At 58.6% G+C, this 17116-nt stretch carries 18 protein-coding genes; 14 read left to right on the top strand and 4 right to left on the bottom strand.

The genetic code is table 11. The features are described 5' to 3' along the window. Nucleotides 1-6 precede the first annotated feature (6 nt). The 8 genes from proC to ABJI08_RS07045 all read left to right on the top strand — a co-directional run bounded on the left by proC (nucleotide 7) and on the right by ABJI08_RS07045 (nucleotide 9224). On the top strand, nucleotides 7-822 hold the full coding sequence (gene proC / locus ABJI08_RS07080; RefSeq protein ID WP_348401117.1) for a pyrroline-5-carboxylate reductase: 816 nt from the start codon (nucleotides 7-9) through the stop codon (nucleotides 820-822). Continuing rightward, nucleotides 815-1153 (top strand): tRNA-binding protein, encoded by a 339-nt coding sequence (locus ABJI08_RS07075; RefSeq protein ID WP_348401116.1) that lies wholly within the window; start codon nucleotides 815-817, stop codon nucleotides 1151-1153. Before proC ends, ABJI08_RS07075 begins: the two co-directional genes overlap by 8 nt. Next, complete coding sequence (locus ABJI08_RS07070) at nucleotides 1150-2103, top strand: D-glycerate dehydrogenase (protein ID WP_348401115.1); 954 nt, start codon at nucleotides 1150-1152, stop codon at nucleotides 2101-2103. Before ABJI08_RS07075 ends, ABJI08_RS07070 begins: the two co-directional genes overlap by 4 nt. 123 nt (nucleotides 2104-2226) lie before the next feature. Continuing rightward, nucleotides 2227-3012, top strand: coding sequence for a uracil-DNA glycosylase (locus ABJI08_RS07065; RefSeq protein WP_348401114.1), 786 nt, complete (start codon nucleotides 2227-2229; stop codon nucleotides 3010-3012). Further along, nucleotides 3009-3605: a metallophosphoesterase gene (locus ABJI08_RS07060; RefSeq protein ID WP_348401113.1), complete on the top strand. Its 597-nt coding sequence runs from the start codon at nucleotides 3009-3011 to the stop codon at nucleotides 3603-3605. Before ABJI08_RS07065 ends, ABJI08_RS07060 begins: the two co-directional genes overlap by 4 nt. Nucleotides 3606-3622: 17 nt before the next feature. Next, nucleotides 3623-4165: a molybdenum cofactor biosynthesis protein B gene (moaB, locus tag ABJI08_RS07055; protein WP_348401112.1), complete on the top strand. Its 543-nt coding sequence runs from the start codon at nucleotides 3623-3625 to the stop codon at nucleotides 4163-4165. Between the two features lie 201 nt (nucleotides 4166-4366). Next, entirely contained in the window at nucleotides 4367-5821 is a 1455-nt protein-coding gene (locus ABJI08_RS07050; RefSeq protein WP_348401111.1) for an HlyD family efflux transporter periplasmic adaptor subunit, read from the top strand. A 4-nt stretch (nucleotides 5822-5825) separates the two neighbouring features. Beyond that, nucleotides 5826-9224, top strand: coding sequence for an efflux RND transporter permease subunit (locus ABJI08_RS07045; RefSeq protein ID WP_348401110.1), 3399 nt, complete (start codon nucleotides 5826-5828; stop codon nucleotides 9222-9224). A gap of 49 nt (nucleotides 9225-9273) precedes the next feature. On the opposite strand, the gene ABJI08_RS07040 is transcribed toward ABJI08_RS07045, so the two are convergent. Next, a complete protein-coding gene (locus ABJI08_RS07040; protein ID WP_348401109.1) occupies nucleotides 9274-10074 on the bottom strand; it encodes a protein-disulfide reductase DsbD domain-containing protein in 801 nt (266 codons plus the stop codon). Between the two features lie 169 nt (nucleotides 10075-10243). On the opposite strand from ABJI08_RS07040, the gene ABJI08_RS07035 reads away from it, so the two are divergent. After that, the gene (locus tag ABJI08_RS07035; protein ID WP_348401318.1) at nucleotides 10244-10798 is read left to right on the top strand and encodes a YqgE/AlgH family protein; all 555 of its coding nucleotides are present in this window, start codon (nucleotides 10244-10246) and stop codon (nucleotides 10796-10798) included. Nucleotides 10799-10804: 6 nt separating this feature from the next. On the opposite strand, the gene ABJI08_RS07030 is transcribed toward ABJI08_RS07035, so the two are convergent. After that, on the bottom strand, nucleotides 10805-11737 hold the full coding sequence (locus tag ABJI08_RS07030; protein WP_348401317.1) for an L-threonylcarbamoyladenylate synthase: 933 nt from the start codon (nucleotides 11735-11737) through the stop codon (nucleotides 10805-10807). Between the two features lie 131 nt (nucleotides 11738-11868). Here ABJI08_RS07030 and ABJI08_RS07025 point away from each other — a divergent pair, with 131 nt between their 5' ends. The 5 genes from ABJI08_RS07025 to ABJI08_RS07005 all read left to right on the top strand — a co-directional run bounded on the left by ABJI08_RS07025 (nucleotide 11869) and on the right by ABJI08_RS07005 (nucleotide 15977). Then, complete coding sequence (locus ABJI08_RS07025) at nucleotides 11869-13590, top strand: acyl-CoA dehydrogenase (protein WP_348401108.1); 1722 nt, start codon at nucleotides 11869-11871, stop codon at nucleotides 13588-13590. Next, entirely contained in the window at nucleotides 13590-14633 is a 1044-nt protein-coding gene (locus ABJI08_RS07020; protein WP_348401107.1) for an MBL fold metallo-hydrolase, read from the top strand. The genes ABJI08_RS07025 and ABJI08_RS07020 overlap by 1 nt, the downstream gene beginning before the upstream one ends. A gap of 15 nt (nucleotides 14634-14648) precedes the next feature. Beyond that, nucleotides 14649-15098 carry a DUF6173 family protein gene (locus ABJI08_RS07015; protein ID WP_348401106.1) on the top strand — a complete coding sequence of 150 codons (450 nt, stop codon included), beginning with the start codon at nucleotides 14649-14651 and terminating at the stop codon, nucleotides 15096-15098. Between the two features lie 80 nt (nucleotides 15099-15178). After that, nucleotides 15179-15313, top strand: coding sequence for an aa3-type cytochrome c oxidase subunit IV (locus ABJI08_RS07010; RefSeq protein ID WP_348401105.1), 135 nt, complete (start codon nucleotides 15179-15181; stop codon nucleotides 15311-15313). 22 nt (nucleotides 15314-15335) lie between these two features. Then, on the top strand, nucleotides 15336-15977 hold the full coding sequence (locus ABJI08_RS07005; protein ID WP_348401104.1) for a hypothetical protein: 642 nt from the start codon (nucleotides 15336-15338) through the stop codon (nucleotides 15975-15977). A gap of 18 nt (nucleotides 15978-15995) precedes the next feature. Here the strand turns inward: ABJI08_RS07005 and ABJI08_RS07000 are convergent, their stop codons facing one another. Both ABJI08_RS07000 and ABJI08_RS06995 read right to left on the bottom strand, forming a co-directional pair. After that, on the bottom strand, nucleotides 15996-16322 hold the full coding sequence (locus ABJI08_RS07000; RefSeq protein WP_348401103.1) for an AzlD domain-containing protein: 327 nt from the start codon (nucleotides 16320-16322) through the stop codon (nucleotides 15996-15998). Continuing rightward, the gene (locus ABJI08_RS06995; protein ID WP_348401102.1) at nucleotides 16319-17032 is read right to left on the bottom strand and encodes an AzlC family ABC transporter permease; all 714 of its coding nucleotides are present in this window, start codon (nucleotides 17030-17032) and stop codon (nucleotides 16319-16321) included. The genes ABJI08_RS07000 and ABJI08_RS06995 overlap by 4 nt, the downstream gene beginning before the upstream one ends. Nucleotides 17033-17116: the final 84 nt, after the last annotated feature.

The raw sequence follows: 17116 nt of genomic DNA, 5'->3' as shown, positions 1-17116 counted from the left end.
GACACCATGAATATGAGCGTTGTGGCGGAAAAAGGTCTTGTGCTGCTGGGATGTGGCAAGATGGGATCAGCCATGTTGCAGGGTTGGTTGGCGGACGGACTGCCGACCAGTTCGGTTTGGGTTCAAGACCCGTTTCCAAGTGACTGGGTGAAGAATTCGGGCGTGCACGTCAATGCGGCACTGCCATCTCATCCGGCGATTGTGCTGGTGGCGGTTAAACCTCAGATGATGGCCGAAGCGCTGCCGGTATTGCGGGCGATGGGCAATGGCGACACGTTGTTTGTGTCAGTTGCGGCGGGCATTTCCATTGAAACCTACGAAACCATGCTGGGCGATCAGACTCCGATTGTGCGCGCCATGCCGAACACGCCTGCGGCTGTTGGCAAAGGCATCACAGCGGTGATTGGCAATGCCCATGCCGGAGAGGCGGGCGTTGCGCTTGCCGAAACGTTGTTGCGGGCCGTGGGGCAGGTGGTGCGGCTGGACAGAGAATCGCAGATGGATGCCGTGACCGGTGTCAGCGGTTCAGGACCAGCCTATGTGTTTCATATGATCGAAACGCTGGCCGCAGCAGGCGAGACACAGGGGCTGGACCCGGATCTGGCCATGGCATTGGCCAAGGCGACAGTTGCAGGGGCGGGCGCGTTGGCCGAGGCCGCCGACGAAACCCCGGAACAATTGCGCATCAACGTGACCAGCCCAAATGGCACCACACAGGCCGGGCTTGAGGTTTTGATGGACACATCCAAGGGATTGCCGCCGCTGATAATTCGCACGGTTGGCGCCGCATCTGACAGATCGCGGGAGCTGGCAAATGGGTGATCTGACGTTTGACGAATTCCTACAGGTGGATATCCGCGTAGGCACCGTGGTGCGCGCCGAGCCTTATCCCGAGGCCCGCAAGCCCGCGATCAAGCTCTGGGTGGATTTTGGGGATGAGATCGGCGAGCGCAAAAGCTCGGCCCAGATCACCAAACATTATGATCCTGAGATGTTGATCGGCAAACAGGTGATGGCGGTTGTGAATTTCCCACCGCGCCAGATTGGCAAATTCATGTCAGAAATACTGGTACTTGGATTGCCGGACACCGAAGGCGAGATCGTGTTGATCGGACCTGACGGGCCGGTGCCAAACGGAGGGCGCATGCATTGAAAACCCTATTGATTACGCGCCCGATGCCGGAACCGGTTTTGGACAAGGCGCGTGCGCGTTTTGAGGTTACGGTGCGCCAGAGCAACCTGCCTTTACAGGATGGCGAACTGCGCGATGCGTTGCGCGACTATGATCTGGTGATGCCCACATTGGGCGATCAGTTTTCACAACAGGTTTTTGTCGACGTGCCCGAACCGCGGTGCAGGTTGTTGGCCAATTTCGGCGTTGGTTATAACCATATTGACGTTAACGCCGCCCAGACCGCCGGCGTCGCCGTGACCAATACGCCGGGGGCCGTGACAGACGCGACAGCCGACATTGCGATGATGCTGATGTTGATGAGCGCGCGGCGCGCCGGTGAAGGCGAACGGCTGGTGCGATCCGGTGATTGGCAGGGGTGGCATCCCACCCAGATGCTGGGCCTGCATATGTCCCGCAAGACGGTTGGTATTATTGGGTTGGGACGGATTGGTCAGGCGATTGCGCACCGCTGTTTCTTTGGGTTTGGCATGACGGTTTTCTATTTCAACCGGTCGGCCAAGTTCATGGAGTTTGAAGCGGAACGCTGCGAAACCCTGCCAGAGCTGGCCTCGAAGGTTGATTTTCTGGTGACGGCGTTGCCGGGGGGCGGTGAAACCCACCATTTGGTCAATTCTGACGCGTTTGACGCGATGCAACCCCATGCAAGGTTCATCAATATATCGCGCGGCGACGTGGTTGATGAACAGGCGCTGATTGCCGCGTTGCAAGCGGGATCGATCGGAGGCGCCGGGTTGGATGTGTATGAGCATGAACCCAATGTTCCCGAGACGTTGCGGCAGTTGGAAAACGTGGTCTTGCTGCCCCATCTGGGTACCGCTGCGTTAGAAGTGCGTACGCAGATGGGTCTGATGGCGGTGGCTAATTTGGAAGCGTTTGATCAGGGTCAGCAATTGCCGAACCAGGTGTGACACGTCGCTATTGTATTTCGCGAAAAACCTGAATCACTTAATGCTGCCTGATGTATCAAGTATTGGGCCAAGTGCTTTAAAGGGCGGTTTTAACCCGGACGGCGGACCAGTAGACTGACAGGCATGGAATCGGCTCTGGACTATCATAGCGCACGTGCCCTGCTGGAATGGCAGGTCGAACTGGGGGTCACAGAAGCCATTCTGGACGCGCCGCTGAACCGCTATGAAGTGCCGGATAAACCTGCAAAGGCCAAACCCGTTGCGACGGCAGAACCGGAAACGCCGGTGGCCGCGCTTGAGGCGGACCCGGTGGCCGAGGCCCGCGCCGCGGCGCAGGGGGCAAGTGATTTGGAGGCGTTGAAAGCGGCGATGGCGGCGTTTGAGCATTGCGAGCTGAAACGGGGCGCGCGCAATCTGGTGTTTTCGGATGGCAACCCGGCGGGCCGCGTGATGATCATTGGCGAAGCGCCGGGGCGTGAAGAGGACCGCGAAGGCAAACCGTTTGTGGGGCGCGCCGGGCAATTGCTGGACCGGATGCTGAGCGCGATCAATATGGGGCGCGATACGCCGCTGTCAAAAGACGCGGTGTATATCACCAACGTGCTGCCCTGGCGTCCGCCGCAAAACCGGGATCCCAAGCCTGAAGAAATCGCCATGCTCAAGCCGTTCCTGCAGCGGCATGTCGAGATTGTCGCGCCGGATGTGATTGTTTTGATGGGAAATATCAGCTGTGACGCGGTGCTGGGGCGGCGCGGTATCACCCGGCTGCGCGGCAATTGGCAAGAGGGGTTTGGCAAACCTGTGTTGCCGATGTTCCACCCGGCCTATTTGCTGCGTCAACCGGGGGCGAAACGTGAATCCTGGGCTGATTTGCTGATTTTGATGGCCAGGCTGGAGGAGATGCCATGAAGGTTTTGGCATTTTCAGACCTGCACCGTTCAGCGCGGGCAGCGCGCGATATTGTCGAGGCCAGCGCCGACGCAGATCTGGTGATTGGAGCAGGCGATTATTGCAATCAGCGTCAAGACCCTGACGGCGCGGTGGCGCTGTTGGAGGGCATCAAGGCGCCTATGATCCTGGTGCCGGGCAATAATGAAAGCGAAGACGAGTTGCGCCAAGCAGCCCCAAAAAATGCGACGGTCTTGCATGGACAACAGGTCGATTTGGACGGGCTGAGCATATTCGGGCTGGGATATGCCGTGCCGGTCACGCCCTTTGTCGACTGGTCCTGTGATCTGAGCGAAGAAGCGGCGGGTGCGATGCTGGAACGCTGCACCCAAACTGACATTCTGATCAGCCATTCGCCCCCCAAAGGGGTTCTGGATCGGGCCTCTAACGGCATGTCTTTAGGGTCTGTAACAGTTCTGGATACGATAAAACGCGTGCAGCCCAAGCTGGTTTTGTGCGGGCACATTCATGATTGCTGGGGCCAAAGCGCCAACATTGGCGAGAGCCGCGTGGTCAATCTGGGGCCGACGGTCAACTGGTTCGAATTCGACTGACGACAAAGGGGTGGGGCATGGGCCGTATCGACGAAAGCAAAGAGTTTATCCCGGTACGCATCGCTGTGCTGACCGTCAGCGACTCGCGGTCGTTGGCCGAGGATCGGTCGGGGGACACATTGGTGGCCCGTCTGCAAGATGCCGGTCACGTGCTGGCAGATCGCAGTATCGTGCAGGACGAACGCACCCTGATAGCGGACAAGCTGCGCGACTGGTGTGCAGACGATGGCGTGGATGTGATCATTTCGACTGGTGGCACCGGATTGACCGGGCGCGACGTGAGCGTTGAGGCGCATCGCGACGTTTACGAAAAAGAAATCGAGGCGTTCGGCACCGTATTCACCATGGTTTCAATGCAAAAAATCGGCACAAGCGCGGTGCAGAGCCGGGCCACGGGCGGGGTCGCGCAAGGCACCTATTTGTTTGCTTTGCCGGGCAGTCCGGGCGCGTGCAAAGATGCATGGGATGAGATCCTGAAATGGCAGCTGGATTACCGTCACCAACCCTGCAATTTCGTTGAGATCATGCCGCGTCTGGATGAACATTTGCGGCGCAAATGATTTGACGCCAAACGGACAATGTCGCGTTTAGATTTCCGTGGTTAAACGCGCACGTGCGGCCCTCAGCGACACTTTTTCGGCATTAGTGCTTTTTTTTGTGACGGAAACTGGCGTAGGGCACGTATAAGTTTCAAGTTGGATTGGTGTCTGCCGGTTCAAGCCTTAGAATTCAGGGCGCAATACACGGTGAAGAGGTCGGCCATGCGATTTTTGCGACAATGTCTGACAGGGTTGTTTCTGTTGTCTTTAACAGCGGCAATGCTGCTTATTGCGGGTCAGATGGTGCGCGATGCAGTCGAAACGCGTTTGGCGCGCGAGACCAAGGCCCCCCCGACGCGCGAGCGGGTGTTCACGGTGAATGTTGTCACCGCCGAGCCGGTTACGGTGACGCCGGAGTTGGTGGCATTTGGTGAGATCCAAAGCCAGCGAAGTCTGGAAATCAGAGCCTCGGCCGCCGGGACAATTGTGAAACTGTCCGAGCATTTCGAAGACGGCACGGATGTATCCGCAGGTGAAACGCTGGTGCAGATTGATCCCACCAAGGCGCGGTATGCGCTTGATCGGATCAAAAGCGATCTACTGGACGCCGAAGCCGAAGAACGTGATGCGGTTCGCACCTTAGAGCTGGCTCTGGATGAGCTGGAGGCCGCTGAGGCGCAGATGGGGTTGCGTACCAAAGCCTTTGAACGCCAGACAGATCTGCGCGAACGTGGTGTCGGCACAGCCGCGGCGGTGGAAACCGCAGAGCTGGCGCAAGCCGTTTCAAGCCAGGCAGTATTGTCCAGCCGTCGCGCGCTGGCCCAGGCAGAGGCGCGGATCGATCAGGCGGAAACCCAGCTGGAGCGGACAAAGATCGCACTGGCAGAGGCCGAACGCGATTTGAAGGACACTGTCATTCAGGCGGATTTCTCGGGCACTTTGTCCGATGTGTCGGCGGTACAAGGCGGGCTTGTGTCGCTGAACGAAAAGCTTGGCCAGTTGATAGATTCCAATGCGTTAGAGGTCGTGTTTCGCGTTTCAACGCCGCAATATGCGCGGCTTTTGGATGCCGACAGCCAATTGCACCAGTCAGAAGTTGCTGTGTCGCTTGACGTAATGGGGGCCGACCTGACGACAACGGGTGTGATTACACGCGATGCGGCGGCGGTTGGCGAAGGTCAGACTGGACGCGTGCTGTATGCGCGTCTTGACGGTGCGCGCGGATTGAAGCCCGGCGATTTTGTGACGGTGCGCGTGCGCGAACCTGAGCTGAGCAATGTTGTGCAACTGCCTGCGACCGCCCTGGACGCGGCGAGCGGCGTTTTGGTTGTTGGCGAAGGCAATCGGTTGGAAGCATTGGAAGTGCGTTTGTTGCGCCGGCAGGGCGATAACGTTCTTGTGCGTGGACGTGGATTGCTTGGGCGTCAGGTAGTGACCCGGCGCACGCCATTGCTGGGCGAGGGTATCGCCGTGAAACCGCTGAGCAACACCGGCGAAATACCGTTGGCACCGGCGATGGTGAAGCTGAGCGATGAAGACCGGGCAAAGTATTTGTCGTTTGTGGAAGGCAATCAGCGGATGCCCGAAGGTGTTAAGAAACGCATGATTACCACGCTGAAGGAACCGGAAGTGCCGGTTCAGATGATTGATCGGCTGAAAAGCCGGATGGGGGGCTAGCGCCATGCGGGAACTGGGTGATCGAGCCGGGGGTATTCTCTCTTACTTCACCCGGCACGCAACGGCGGCCAACCTCTTGCTGGTTGTTCTGATCCTTGCCGGACTGGTGGCGTTTCCACGGATGCGCGCCCAGTTTTTTCCCGATGTCATTATCGATAATGTGACCGTCTCCGTGACGTGGGAGGGGGCGGGGGCCGAAGACGTAGACGCCGCCGTCGTGCAGGTTCTGGAACCTGCCATGCTGTCCGTCGAAGGGGTCGAGCAAACCAATTCCCGTTCGACCGAAGGCAAAGCCACCATCACGCTGGATTTCGAGCCCGGCTGGGACATGGCCCGCGCGACCGATGACGTTCAGGTTGCTGTGGATGCGATTTCGACCCTGCCCGAAGAGGCCGACGATCCGGTTGTGCGGCGTGGGGTCTGGCGGGACCGGGTCACAGATGTGGTGATCACCGGCCCTGTGGGGATCGATCAGATTGCGCGGTTTGCCGATGAATTTGTCGCTCGGCTGTATACCGAGGGTGTGACCCGTACGACCATTCGCGGGCTGGCCGAACGTGAGACCATTGTCGAAGTGTCGTCAGTTGCGCTGATCACGCATGACATTTCCATTGAAGAGATTTCGGACGCCATTGGTGAAGAGGTGAATGCAGACCCCGCCGGAGACGTCAGCGGAGCCTTTGCGCGCGTGCGCACGGGTGTTGAAAAACGGGCGCCGGATGAGATTGCCGGCATTGTGCTGCGCTCAAACCCGGATGGCACCAAGCTGACCATCGGTCAGGTGGCCGATATTCGTGTCGAAGGTGTGAACCGGAACCGATCCTATTTCGTGGGCCAGGACCCGGCGATTTCGATCCGGGTGGACCGGTCAGACAAAGGTGACGCGATTGGTATTCAGACCTCGGTCGAAGAGGTCGCCGCAAAGATGCAGGCGACGTTGCCTCAGGGTGTGGAAATACAGCTGATCCGCACGCGGGCGGAAGCCATCACCGGACGACTGAATATCCTTTTGGACAATGGTGCCATGGGATTGGTTCTGGTTGTGGTGCTGTTGTTCTTGTTCCTGAATTTCCGGACCGCGCTTTGGGTGGCGGCGGGTATTCCGACGGCGATGCTGGCGGCTGTTGCGCTGATGTATGTCGGCGGTTTAACGATCAACATGATTTCGTTGTTTGCGTTGATTATCACGTTGGGCATTGTCGTGGACGACGCCATTGTGGTGGGTGAACACGCGGATGCGCGGGCACGGCGGTTGAATGAATCGCCCGTGGTGGCGGCCGAAAATGCAGCACGGCGCATGTCGATGCCAGTGTTCAGCTCGACCCTGACGACGATTATTGCCTTTTTCGGCCTGACGGTGATTTCCGGGCGGTTTGGCGATTTGATCGGGGACATTCCCTATACTGTGATTGTCGTGCTGACGGCCTCGCTGATTGAGTGCTTTCTGATCCTGCCGCATCACATGGCGCACGCGCTGAAACACACCGCCAAAGAACATTGGTATGATATTCCCAGCCGGGTGGTGAACCGAGGGTTCCGATGGTTCCGCGATGTGATTTTCCGCAGGGTGATAAAGCTGGTGGTGGTGATGCGCTATCCGGTGTTGGCGGGGGCGCTGGTGATTTTTGCAACACAAGCGGTGCTGTTCATCAATGGCGATGTTAAATGGCGGTTTTTCAATGCGCCCGAACGCGGGTCAATCACGGGTAATTTCGCGATGCTGCCCAGTGCGACACGCGCAGACAGTCTGGCGATGATGCAGGAGATGCAACGCGCGACCGAGGCGCTGGGTAAGGAATACGAAGAGCGTCACGGGCTCAATCCGCTGGATTATGTGATTGCCGAAATTGGCGGCAATTCGGGGCGTCCTATTCCGGGGTCAGATACGATGGATGCTGACCTTCTGGGCGGCATCGCGATCGAGCTGATTGATGCGGATCTGCGCCCCTATTCCAGCTTTGCCTTTGTCGGAGAGTTGCAGGACCGCGTGGCGCGCCATCCTTTGGCGGAAACCGTATCGTTCAGGGGCTGGCGATCCGGCCCCGGTGGTGATGCGCTGGATGTGCAGTTTTACGGTGCGAGTGGCGATACGCTCAAGGCCGCAAGCGAGGCATTGAAAACCGCGCTGGACGAGTTCCCCGAAGTGTCAGCTGTCGAAGACAGCCTGAGCTATGACAAAGAAGAGTTGATCCTTGAGCTGACCCCGCAGGGGCAGGCGCTGGGGTTCTCGATTGACGGGCTGGGCAAGGTGTTGCGCCACCGCTTGAACGGGTTGGAGGCTGCGACTTATCCCGACGGACCGCGCAGCGCGCGCATTCGGGTGGAACTGCCTGACGGTGAGTTGACCGCCGATTTCCTGGAAGGCAGCCTGATGCGCACGCCCACAGGGCAATATGTGCCGTTGGCGGATCTGGTCACGGTTCAGAGCCGCACGGGTTTCAGCACGGTGCGACGCGAAAACGGCGTGCGCCAGATCAAAGTGACAGGTGACATTTCCGAGGACGATCCGGCCCGCGCCGAGTTCATTCTGGAACAGTTGCAATCTGACATCCTGCCGACGATCGCCAGTGTACAGCAGGTGGAATGGCAAATGGCCGGTCTGGCAGAGCAGGAAAATTCATTCCTGAGCGATGCGCGCACCGGGCTGATCCTGTGTCTGGCTGGGATTTATCTGGTGCTGGCTTGGGTGTTTTCAAGCTGGACACGGCCCGTGGTGGTGATGGCGATCATTCCGTTTGGGTTGGTGGGCACGATCTATGGCCATTATATGCATGGTGTGCCGCTGAGCATGTTCACGGTTGTCGGGCTGATTGGCATGACGGGGATTATTATCAATGATTCCATCGTGCTGGTCACGACAATTGACGAATATGCGCAGGACCGGGGGTTGATCCCGTCGATCATTGACGGGACGGCGGACAGATTGCGCCCGGTGTTTCTGACGACGGCGACAACTGTGTTGGGACTGGCGCCGCTTTTGTTTGAACGCTCGCAACAGGCGCAGTTCCTGAAACCCACGGTGATTACGCTGGTTTACGGGTTGGGATTTGGCATGGTTCTGGTGTTGATTGTTGTGCCAGCGTTGATGGCCATGCAGGCCGACGTGTCGCGTCAGGTCGCAGCATTGCGTCGGGGCGCACAGGCGCGTGCGTTGCGCGGTTTGCTGTTCGGAGCGGGCAGTATCTTGGTGGGCTGGTTGGCGGTGACGCTTGGCTGGACCGTATGGAAAGGTGGCTTGCACCCCGAATTGGTGGCGCTGGTACCTGCGATGGGCAATGTGCAGGGTATTGGCATGACGTTGGGCGTGTTCGCAGCCGGGGCGCTGGTGATTACGTTGGTGGCCTATGTGTTGGGGCTGTCAGGCGTTCTGCTTTCGCGGCGCCGCGATCGGGCCGCGAGCTGATAGTTGCGTGACTGTGAAGACGTGAAGTGAGCGCCCGGGGTATCCGGCGTCAGCCGGTGCAGCCCTGAATGTCTACCGCGTGGCGGGTGCCAAGAACTGTGATGCGAATGGCGGAGCGGTCCAGAATAAAGGCTGTTCCGTCGACATGCACCAGTTCGGTTTCCGTGATCAGCGCACTGCCCTGACGGCGTGTCGAACCTTCGGCGACCCAGACATGCGGGTTGTCGGTTTCAATCACGGCCACTTCAGAGCCGCCTGCGCTGGGCATGTCCACACGTGCGGTCAGCTTTAGCCCGTCCTGTGTCGGGCTGAGTTTGCAGGTTGCGCCGCGCACGCCTGCCTCGTCACGATGCAATGGTCGATCAACAAGCGCGGCAGCAATTCGCGCGTCGCGTTTGCCGTCAACAGGCAGTTCAGCTTTAACTTTGAACTTCATTGGCACACAGATATCGCGGCACACACCAACATCGAGCACGGCCTTGAGGCGCACTGTTTTGGCTGGCGATTTTGGGGTGATGCGCACTGGCAGGATCAATTTGTCTTCATATCCGATCGAGCGCAAACCGCCTTGCAGAAACACTTCCGGCGTCGGCCAGTTGACCTCAATCGCTGAGAGATTGCGCGATCCGTCCCATCTGATCTGAGGCGGGATGCCCGCATCACCCGGCGCGCGCCAATAGGTATGCCATCCCGGGTTCAGCGTGATCTGAATGGCCGCCACATGGGTGCCATCGGGATTGCGCCAGCCCGGCAGAATGTCGGCCTGGGCCACCTGGTCAAAGGATTGCGCGGTTGCGGGCAGGGTAAAGCCCAGCATCAAAAGCAGGAAGGATAACAATCTAAAGGTCATACACCTCATGTGACTGAAAGCGGGTTCAAAGCCAACTCACATTCCGGCGATATGTCGCGAGCGCTCTGAAACATGGCGATCTGACTTGCGTCCGCGCGCCGGTCGGCACATGTTGGGAACAAGGGACCAAAATCGAGGCAAATGAGTGACCGACACGTCTGACTCTCCGCTGGATCTGACCGGATGCATGTTGATTGCGATGCCGGGCATGGGCGACCCGCGGTTCATGCATTCCGTGGTGTTTTTATGTGCCCATTCCGAAGATGGCGCGATGGGATTGATCGTGAACAAGGCGATCGACAAAATGCGGGTTTCGGATTTGCTCAACCAATTGTCAATCTCGTTGCAGCGCCCGGAATATGACGGCAATCTTTATTTCGGCGGTCCTGTCGAGGGCGGGCGCGGGTTTGTGCTGCACTCGCCGGAATACCGGTCTGATCTGTCGACTTTGCGGGTCAGCGACGGGTTTGCAATGACCGCCACGCTGGATGTCTTAGAGGGCATGGCGCAGGGCAAAGGGCCGGAAAGAACGCTTGTGGCGCTGGGCTATAGCGGTTGGGGACCGGGGCAGTTGGAAAGCGAGATTGCCGCAAATGGCTGGTTGATCTGTGATGCGACCCAAGAGCTGGTGTTTGATCTGCCCAATGCCGAAAAATGGCCCGAGGCGTTGAAAAGCATTGGCGTGGACGCGCTGAGCCTGTCGTCAACCGCAGGGCATGCCTGACCGGCGCTAGTCTCGAGGAGCTGCGGCGCGGGCAAGGCGGTCATTGATCGCGCGCCCCAACCCGTGATCGGGGATCGGTGAGACCGCAATCGTGTCGGCGCCCTTAGCATCCAGCGCATGCAGATGGCCAAACAGATTGGCGGCAGCTTCGGTCAGATCGCCGGCGCGGCTGAGATTGAGCGCGGCGTTGTCCACCGTGCCAAAGCCCAACAGGATTTCATTGGGCTTAAGGTCGGTTGCGTTCAGGCGCATCCTGGCACCCGGCGCATAATGCGACGTCATTTGTCCCGGCGCGGTCAGCGGATCGTCTGATTGATGGGTGGCCACCGGGGTGCCAAGTGCGGCTTCGAGGGCTTCCTGTGGCAGACCGCCCTGACGCAGCAAAATGGGCGTGTCCCACAGGCCCAGAATGGTTGATTCGACCCCAACACCACAGGCCCCGCCGTCCAGAATGGCGGCAATGCGCCCGTTCAGACCATTGTGCACATGTGCCGCCGATGTGGGGCTGATCTTGCCAGACGGATTGGCCGACGGGGCCGCAACCGGGCCACCAAATGCCGACAACAGTGCACGCGCGACCGGGTGTTCGGGCACGCGCACAGCAACAGTGGGCAGGTCGGCTGTGACCAGCGGGGACAGCCCTGATTTTTCACGCAAAGGCAGCACCAGCGTCAATGGCCCCGGCCAGAAGGCGGCGGCGAGCCGGTCGGCTGTTTCGGACCAGTTTACAAGGGCTTTCACGGTTTCGATGTCTGAGGCATGCACAATCAGCGGGTTGAACCGGGGCCGTCCCTTGGCCTCGAATATGCGCGCAACAGCAAGGTCATTGCGCGCATCCCCACCCAGCCCGTAAACCGTTTCCGTGGGAAAGGCGACAAGCCCGCCCGACGCAAGTACATCGCTGGCGCGCGCAAGGCCGGGGTGATCTGGCGTAAGCATTTCGGTTTGCACGGATCGGACGCTCCTGTGACGCTGCGTTTTTCTTTCTTGGGGCGATCCTGCCCCTTACCGTGAAGTAAAAAGCTGCATACAAGCGCCAGCACTCAAAGCCAAGCCAATTGGAGATTGTCATGCCCTTTCGCGCCCCCGTGACTGACTTTCAGTTCCTGTTCGACTATGTTGTCGATTTTGCTCAGGTGACGGCGACGGACCGTTTTGCCGACGCCGACAAAGACGTGACCGAGGCGATTTTGTCAGAGGCCGGGCGCATGTGCGAAGAGGTGCTGTATCCGGTGCAGCGCAATGGCGATCTGCAGGGTGCTGTGTTGGAGAACGGCGTGGTGCGCACGTCGCCGGGATATGCCGAAGCCTATGCCAAAGTGGCCGAGGGCGGCTGGATTTCGACCAGCGCGGACCCGGAATATGGCGGTATGGGCTTGCCCCATTCGATCACCATGGCGGTGAACGAGATGATGAGCGCGGCCTGTCTGTCATTGCAGTTGAATCCGCTGATGACGCAAGGCCAGATCGAGGCGCTGGAACATCATGCCAGCGACGAGATCAAGGCGCTGTATCTGCCCAGGCTGATCACCGGCGAATGGGCCGGGACGATGAACCTGACCGAACCTGCGGCGGGGTCGGATGTAGGGGCCTTGCGTTCCAAAGCAGTGTCCAACGGGGATGGCACGTATGCGGTGTCGGGACAGAAGATATTCATCAGCTGGGGTGACAATGATTTCACCCAAAACATCTGCCATCTGGTTTTGGCGCGTCTGCCTGACGGAGCGCCGGGTACAAAAGGCATCAGCCTGTTTCTGGTGCCGAAATTTCTGCCGGATGAAAACGGCGCGCCCGGCGTGGCCAACAGCCTTAAGGTGGTCAGCCTTGAGCACAAGCTGGGCCTGCATGGCAGCCCAACGGCGGTGATGGAATATGACGGCGCAACCGGTTGGATGATTGGTGCGGAAAATGGCGGCATGCGCGCCATGTTCACAATGATGAACAACGCGCGTCTGGGTGTGGGCGGTCAGGGCATTGGCGTCGCCGAAGGGGCCTTTCAGCATGCGCTGGGCTATGCGATGGAGCGTAAACAGGGGCGTACGCCGGTTGAAGGCGGCAGCGGCACAATTGTGGATCATGCGGATGTGCGGCGCATGCTGGCGACGATGAAGGCTGACATTTTCGCGGCCCGCGCCATTGAAATGGCCTGTGCTGTGGCCATCGATATGTCCACCGCAACAGCGGAAAAAGACTGGGCCGCGCGGGCGGCGTTTCTGACCCCGATTGCCAAGGCCTTTGGCACGGATACCGGCATTGCCGTTGCGGAAATGGGGGTGCAGGTGCATGGCGGCATGGGCTTCATCGAAGAAACCGGCGCGGCGCAATATGCGCGTGATGTGCGGGTGACAGCGATTTACGAAGGCACCAATGGCATTCAGTCGATGGACCTTGTCGGGCGCAAGCTGATGGACGGGGGCGAGGCCGCCTATGCGCTTTTGGATGAGATCGAAGACCGCGCCGAATCGGTGCGCGCCACTATGCCGGATCTGGCAGAACCGCTGTGGCAGGCCACCGAGACACTTCGCGAGGCCACCGAATGGATGGTGACGCAGGACAACATGAATGACCGCTTTGCCGGCTCGGTGCCGTTTTTACGGGGGTTTGCCCGCGTTCTGGGTGGATATTTCCATTTGCGCGCAGCAATTGCCGAAGGCGGCACGGGCCCGCGCAGCATATTGGCGCAGTTCTATATCAAACGCCTGTTGCCCGAACATACCGGGTTGCTGGCGCATGCGGTTCAGGGTGCGGATGACCTCTATGCCTTAACCCCCGAAGAATTGGGCGCCGCGTGATGGCGAAAGGGACGGGTGGTATTCGTTACCCGTGGGAGACGCCTCCGGGTGAAGGCGAAGCCATTGAGGTGGCGGACGGTGTTTTGTGGATGCGTCTGCCGCTGCCGATGGCGCTGGATCACGTCAACATCTATGCGCTGGACGAGGGTGACAGCTGGACGGTGATCGACACCGGTTTTGACAGCAAACGAAGCCGGGCGATCTGGCAGACCCTGATGGATGGACCGCTGGGCGGCAAACCGGTGTCGCGTGTGATTGTGACCCATCATCACCCCGATCATGTAGGGTTGGCGGGCTGGTTTCAGCAAGATTTTGGCGCTGAGCTGTGGACCACACGCACGGCGTGGTTGTTCGCGCGCATGCTGCAACTGGATGAACAGGCGGTGCCACGTCAGGAAACGCTGGATTTCTATCGTAAATGCGGCATGGACGAAGAGATTTTCAACGAGCGCAAAAGCGAGCGCCCGTTCAACTTTGCCGATGTCGTCGCGCCAATGCCGTTGGGATTTCGCCGCATCAAACAAAACGATGTTGTGCGTATTGGCGGGCGGGATTGGGATGTGCATATCGGCAATGGCCATGCGCCTGAACACGCGACGTTCTGGAGCCGAGATGATAATTTGGTGCTGTCTGGTGACCAGATATTGCCGTCGATCAGTTCAAATATTGGTGTTTATGCCACCGAGCCCGAGGCTGACCCGGTGGCGGACTGGTTGGAAAGCTGCGAACGGCTTGCGTTGTTTGCCCGACCGGACCAGCTTGTTCTGGGTGGACATAAGCTGCCTTTTACCGGCGCGCCGCACCGGATGCGCCAGTTGATCGACAATCACCACGGCGCCTTGGCCCGGTTGCAGGAACATCTGGATACGCCGCGCACCGCGGGCGAGTGTTTCCTGCCGTTGTTCAAACGCAACATCGACAAGGGCGCTTATGGGCTGGCGTTGGTCGAAGCCCTTGCTCATCTCAACCACCTTTACCATGTTGGAGAAGTCAGCCGCACGCTGCGCCCGGATGGGGCGTGGGTGTGGCAGAGGCTTGATTAAAGGGGCGCTTTGCCGATGAACGAAGAGATCAAAACCACCGCCGAGATTGCCGAGGCGGCGGCCATGCCGCGCCGACACGAAGTGCATGCCGATCCAAACGTCGCGCCCTGTGCCGTGCCTGACAGTGTGGCCAACACGCCGGTCAAGGAAAAGAGCGCTGCGGAATGGGCCTATGAGCGCCTGATCCTGTATATTCAGAACTTCGAATCCCAGTTGGACAATGAACACGAGGTTGCGATGGGGTTCACTGGCGGCAATGCCGGTGTCTTGCGGATCGAGGGTATGGGTTTCTTTGATCCGGACATGGTGACGTTTTACGGATCTGACTCAAACGGGATCAAAACCCAGCTTGTACAACACGTTACCCAGCTAAGTGTTATGCTGCGGGCTTTGCCACGTCAGGTGGACGAGGGCGAACCAACCCGGATCGGGTTCCGGTTGGCTCAGGATCTGTCGAAAACCTGATCGCCTGCGCCGCAATGACGTGGTGACAGGCCCGGATGAATACGTTATCCAGCAAAAAAAGACATTGAAGGAACGCGAACATGGCGGAACATAAACACGGTTCGATGGACATCGAAGTTCAGGAAAAAACGTTTGAAGGCTTTATCAAAGTGTCAACTTGGGTTGCCTGCGTTTCAATCGGCATTCTGATCTTTATGGCGCTGGTTAACAGCTGACCTGATACGGGCGGGATGTCTTATGAAAACTGTGATGCGCCTGTGTGTGGCGTTGCTGGTTATGGCGTCGCTTTCGGCTTGCGCGGTACGCAACCCGCCTGAAACAAATTCCCCTGACGCAGAAGTTGCCCGGGCGCGTTATGTGCATTCCGGGCCACCCAGCCTGACGTTGTACACCATGATTTCGAACTCGGCGGGATCGGGTGCGCATACATCCTTGATGATCAATGGCAGCGAACGCGTGGCGTTTGATCCGGCAGGCTCCTTTCGCGCTGAAGGCATCACCGCGAAAAATGACGTTGTGTATGGCATGACTCCGTATTTGGTTGATCAATACACCCGGTATCATGCGCGCGAGACGTATCACGTTGTGGTGCAGACCATTCCGGTCAGCGCGCAGGTTGCTGAAATGGCATTGATGAAGTCCAAGACGCTTGGCCCGGTGCAAGAGGCGAAATGCGCCTATACCACCTCTGCGCTGATCGCCAGCCTTCCGGGGTTTGAGGACGCGCCAACATCGTATTATCCGGTCAAGCTGTCTGAATATTTCGCTGAGAAAGGCGCGAGTTATGATCGCCTTTACGAGAATGACAGCGACGATAAATCCAAGGTTCTGGAAGCATTTGTTCCGGAATATGAGCTGGCGAACAAGCGTACCAACTGAACGCTTTTTTGGCTGGGATCAGCCGATGACATAAAGCCCGAGAAACAGCGTGACTGCACCGCAGACAATGCCGAGCAGCACGTTTTTCGTCCAATATCCAATCACCATTGTGACACACGCCGCCGCAATACGCGCCGGTTCCGGTGCGCCGTCATTTGCGGCGGGCCAGATCACCAGCGGGGCCACCAGTGCGGGCAGGATTGCGACTGCCGTATAGCGCAGATGCCGAAGCACCCAAGGCGGCAACGTTCGATCTCCAACCAGCCCAAGGAATAGGAAACGCAGCGAAAAGCTGCCAATGCCAAGCGTGATGATCATGATCCAGAGCGTCATTGTATCTGTCATGACAGGCGCCTTTTCTCAAACCAAAGCTCTGCCTGAGCACCTGCCATCATCCCGGCAATCCCGGCGATGATCAGGCCAAGATTGTAAGGCACAGCCGCAAAGATCAGCGCGCAAGCCACGGACACAAAGGCCGCGACCATATGTGCTCCGGTGCGCAGCATCGGTCCGATCATGGCGATAAAGGTAATCGGCAGCGCAAAGTCCAACGCAAGTTCCGGGGGAATTGTTTTGCCGATCAAGGCCCCGACAATGGAGGCGATCACCCAGCTGGGCGCCACCAGTGACACGTTGCCGACAAAATAGCCATATTTCTGGGCCAGCGTCATATCCGGGGATTGTTCATATTTTACAGAGCTGAGCGCATAGTTCTGATCCACCAGCAAAAAGGCTGCAAATGCACGGTGCCGGAATGGCAATCCCCCCAGGTGCGGGGTCAGGGACGCGGAATACATGGCCATGCGCAGATTGACGGCCAGCGCGGAGGCGATGATCACAATGGTTGGCGCATTTTCCGACATCAGCTGCAGGGCGGTGAACTGGGCCGCACCGGCAAAAACCACAATTGTGAATGACAAAATCTCAAAGACCGACAACCCGCCTTCGGTGGCAACAACCCCAAACAACAGGCCAAACGGCCACACCACCAAAAGAAACGGTGCGCCATCACGCATGCCGCGCAAGAATGCAGAATTATCAAAAACGGAAGACATCAAGGCGCCCTGTTCGTAGCCCAAGTGTCAAAGGCGTAGCGCGGTGACGCACCAGTTGCAATGCGGCGCGCCGATATTGTGAAC

Source organism: Shimia sp. (genome assembly GCF_039969785.1).
Lineage (GTDB): Bacteria > Pseudomonadota > Alphaproteobacteria > Rhodobacterales > Rhodobacteraceae > Shimia.
Note: the sequence above shows the minus strand (reverse complement) of the source record. Positions and strands in the feature narration are given on the sequence as shown.

Coding starts and splice junctions, on each gene's coding strand:
- ABJI08_RS07030 (WP_348401317.1), bottom strand. CDS start 11,737: ATGCTTACGCCAGATCACCCCGGCCTTGCGCGCGCCAGCGATGTACTT.
- ABJI08_RS07040 (WP_348401109.1), bottom strand. CDS start 10,074: ATGACCTTTAGATTGTTATCCTTCCTGCTTTTGATGCTGGGCTTTACC.
- ABJI08_RS07045 (WP_348401110.1), top strand. CDS start 5,826: ATGCGGGAACTGGGTGATCGAGCCGGGGGTATTCTCTCTTACTTCACC.
- proC (WP_348401117.1), top strand. CDS start 7: ATGAATATGAGCGTTGTGGCGGAAAAAGGTCTTGTGCTGCTGGGATGT.
- ABJI08_RS07065 (WP_348401114.1), top strand. CDS start 2,227: ATGGAATCGGCTCTGGACTATCATAGCGCACGTGCCCTGCTGGAATGG.
- ABJI08_RS07075 (WP_348401116.1), top strand. CDS start 815: ATGGGTGATCTGACGTTTGACGAATTCCTACAGGTGGATATCCGCGTA.
- ABJI08_RS06995 (WP_348401102.1), bottom strand. CDS start 17,032: ATGTCTTCCGTTTTTGATAATTCTGCATTCTTGCGCGGCATGCGTGAT.
- ABJI08_RS07050 (WP_348401111.1), top strand. CDS start 4,367: ATGCGATTTTTGCGACAATGTCTGACAGGGTTGTTTCTGTTGTCTTTA.
- ABJI08_RS07000 (WP_348401103.1), bottom strand. CDS start 16,322: ATGACAGATACAATGACGCTCTGGATCATGATCATCACGCTTGGCATT.
- moaB (WP_348401112.1), top strand. CDS start 3,623: ATGGGCCGTATCGACGAAAGCAAAGAGTTTATCCCGGTACGCATCGCT.
- ABJI08_RS07020 (WP_348401107.1), top strand. CDS start 13,590: ATGGCGAAAGGGACGGGTGGTATTCGTTACCCGTGGGAGACGCCTCCG.
- ABJI08_RS07005 (WP_348401104.1), top strand. CDS start 15,336: ATGAAAACTGTGATGCGCCTGTGTGTGGCGTTGCTGGTTATGGCGTCG.
- ABJI08_RS07060 (WP_348401113.1), top strand. CDS start 3,009: ATGAAGGTTTTGGCATTTTCAGACCTGCACCGTTCAGCGCGGGCAGCG.
- ABJI08_RS07010 (WP_348401105.1), top strand. CDS start 15,179: ATGGCGGAACATAAACACGGTTCGATGGACATCGAAGTTCAGGAAAAA.
- ABJI08_RS07025 (WP_348401108.1), top strand. CDS start 11,869: ATGCCCTTTCGCGCCCCCGTGACTGACTTTCAGTTCCTGTTCGACTAT.
- ABJI08_RS07015 (WP_348401106.1), top strand. CDS start 14,649: ATGAACGAAGAGATCAAAACCACCGCCGAGATTGCCGAGGCGGCGGCC.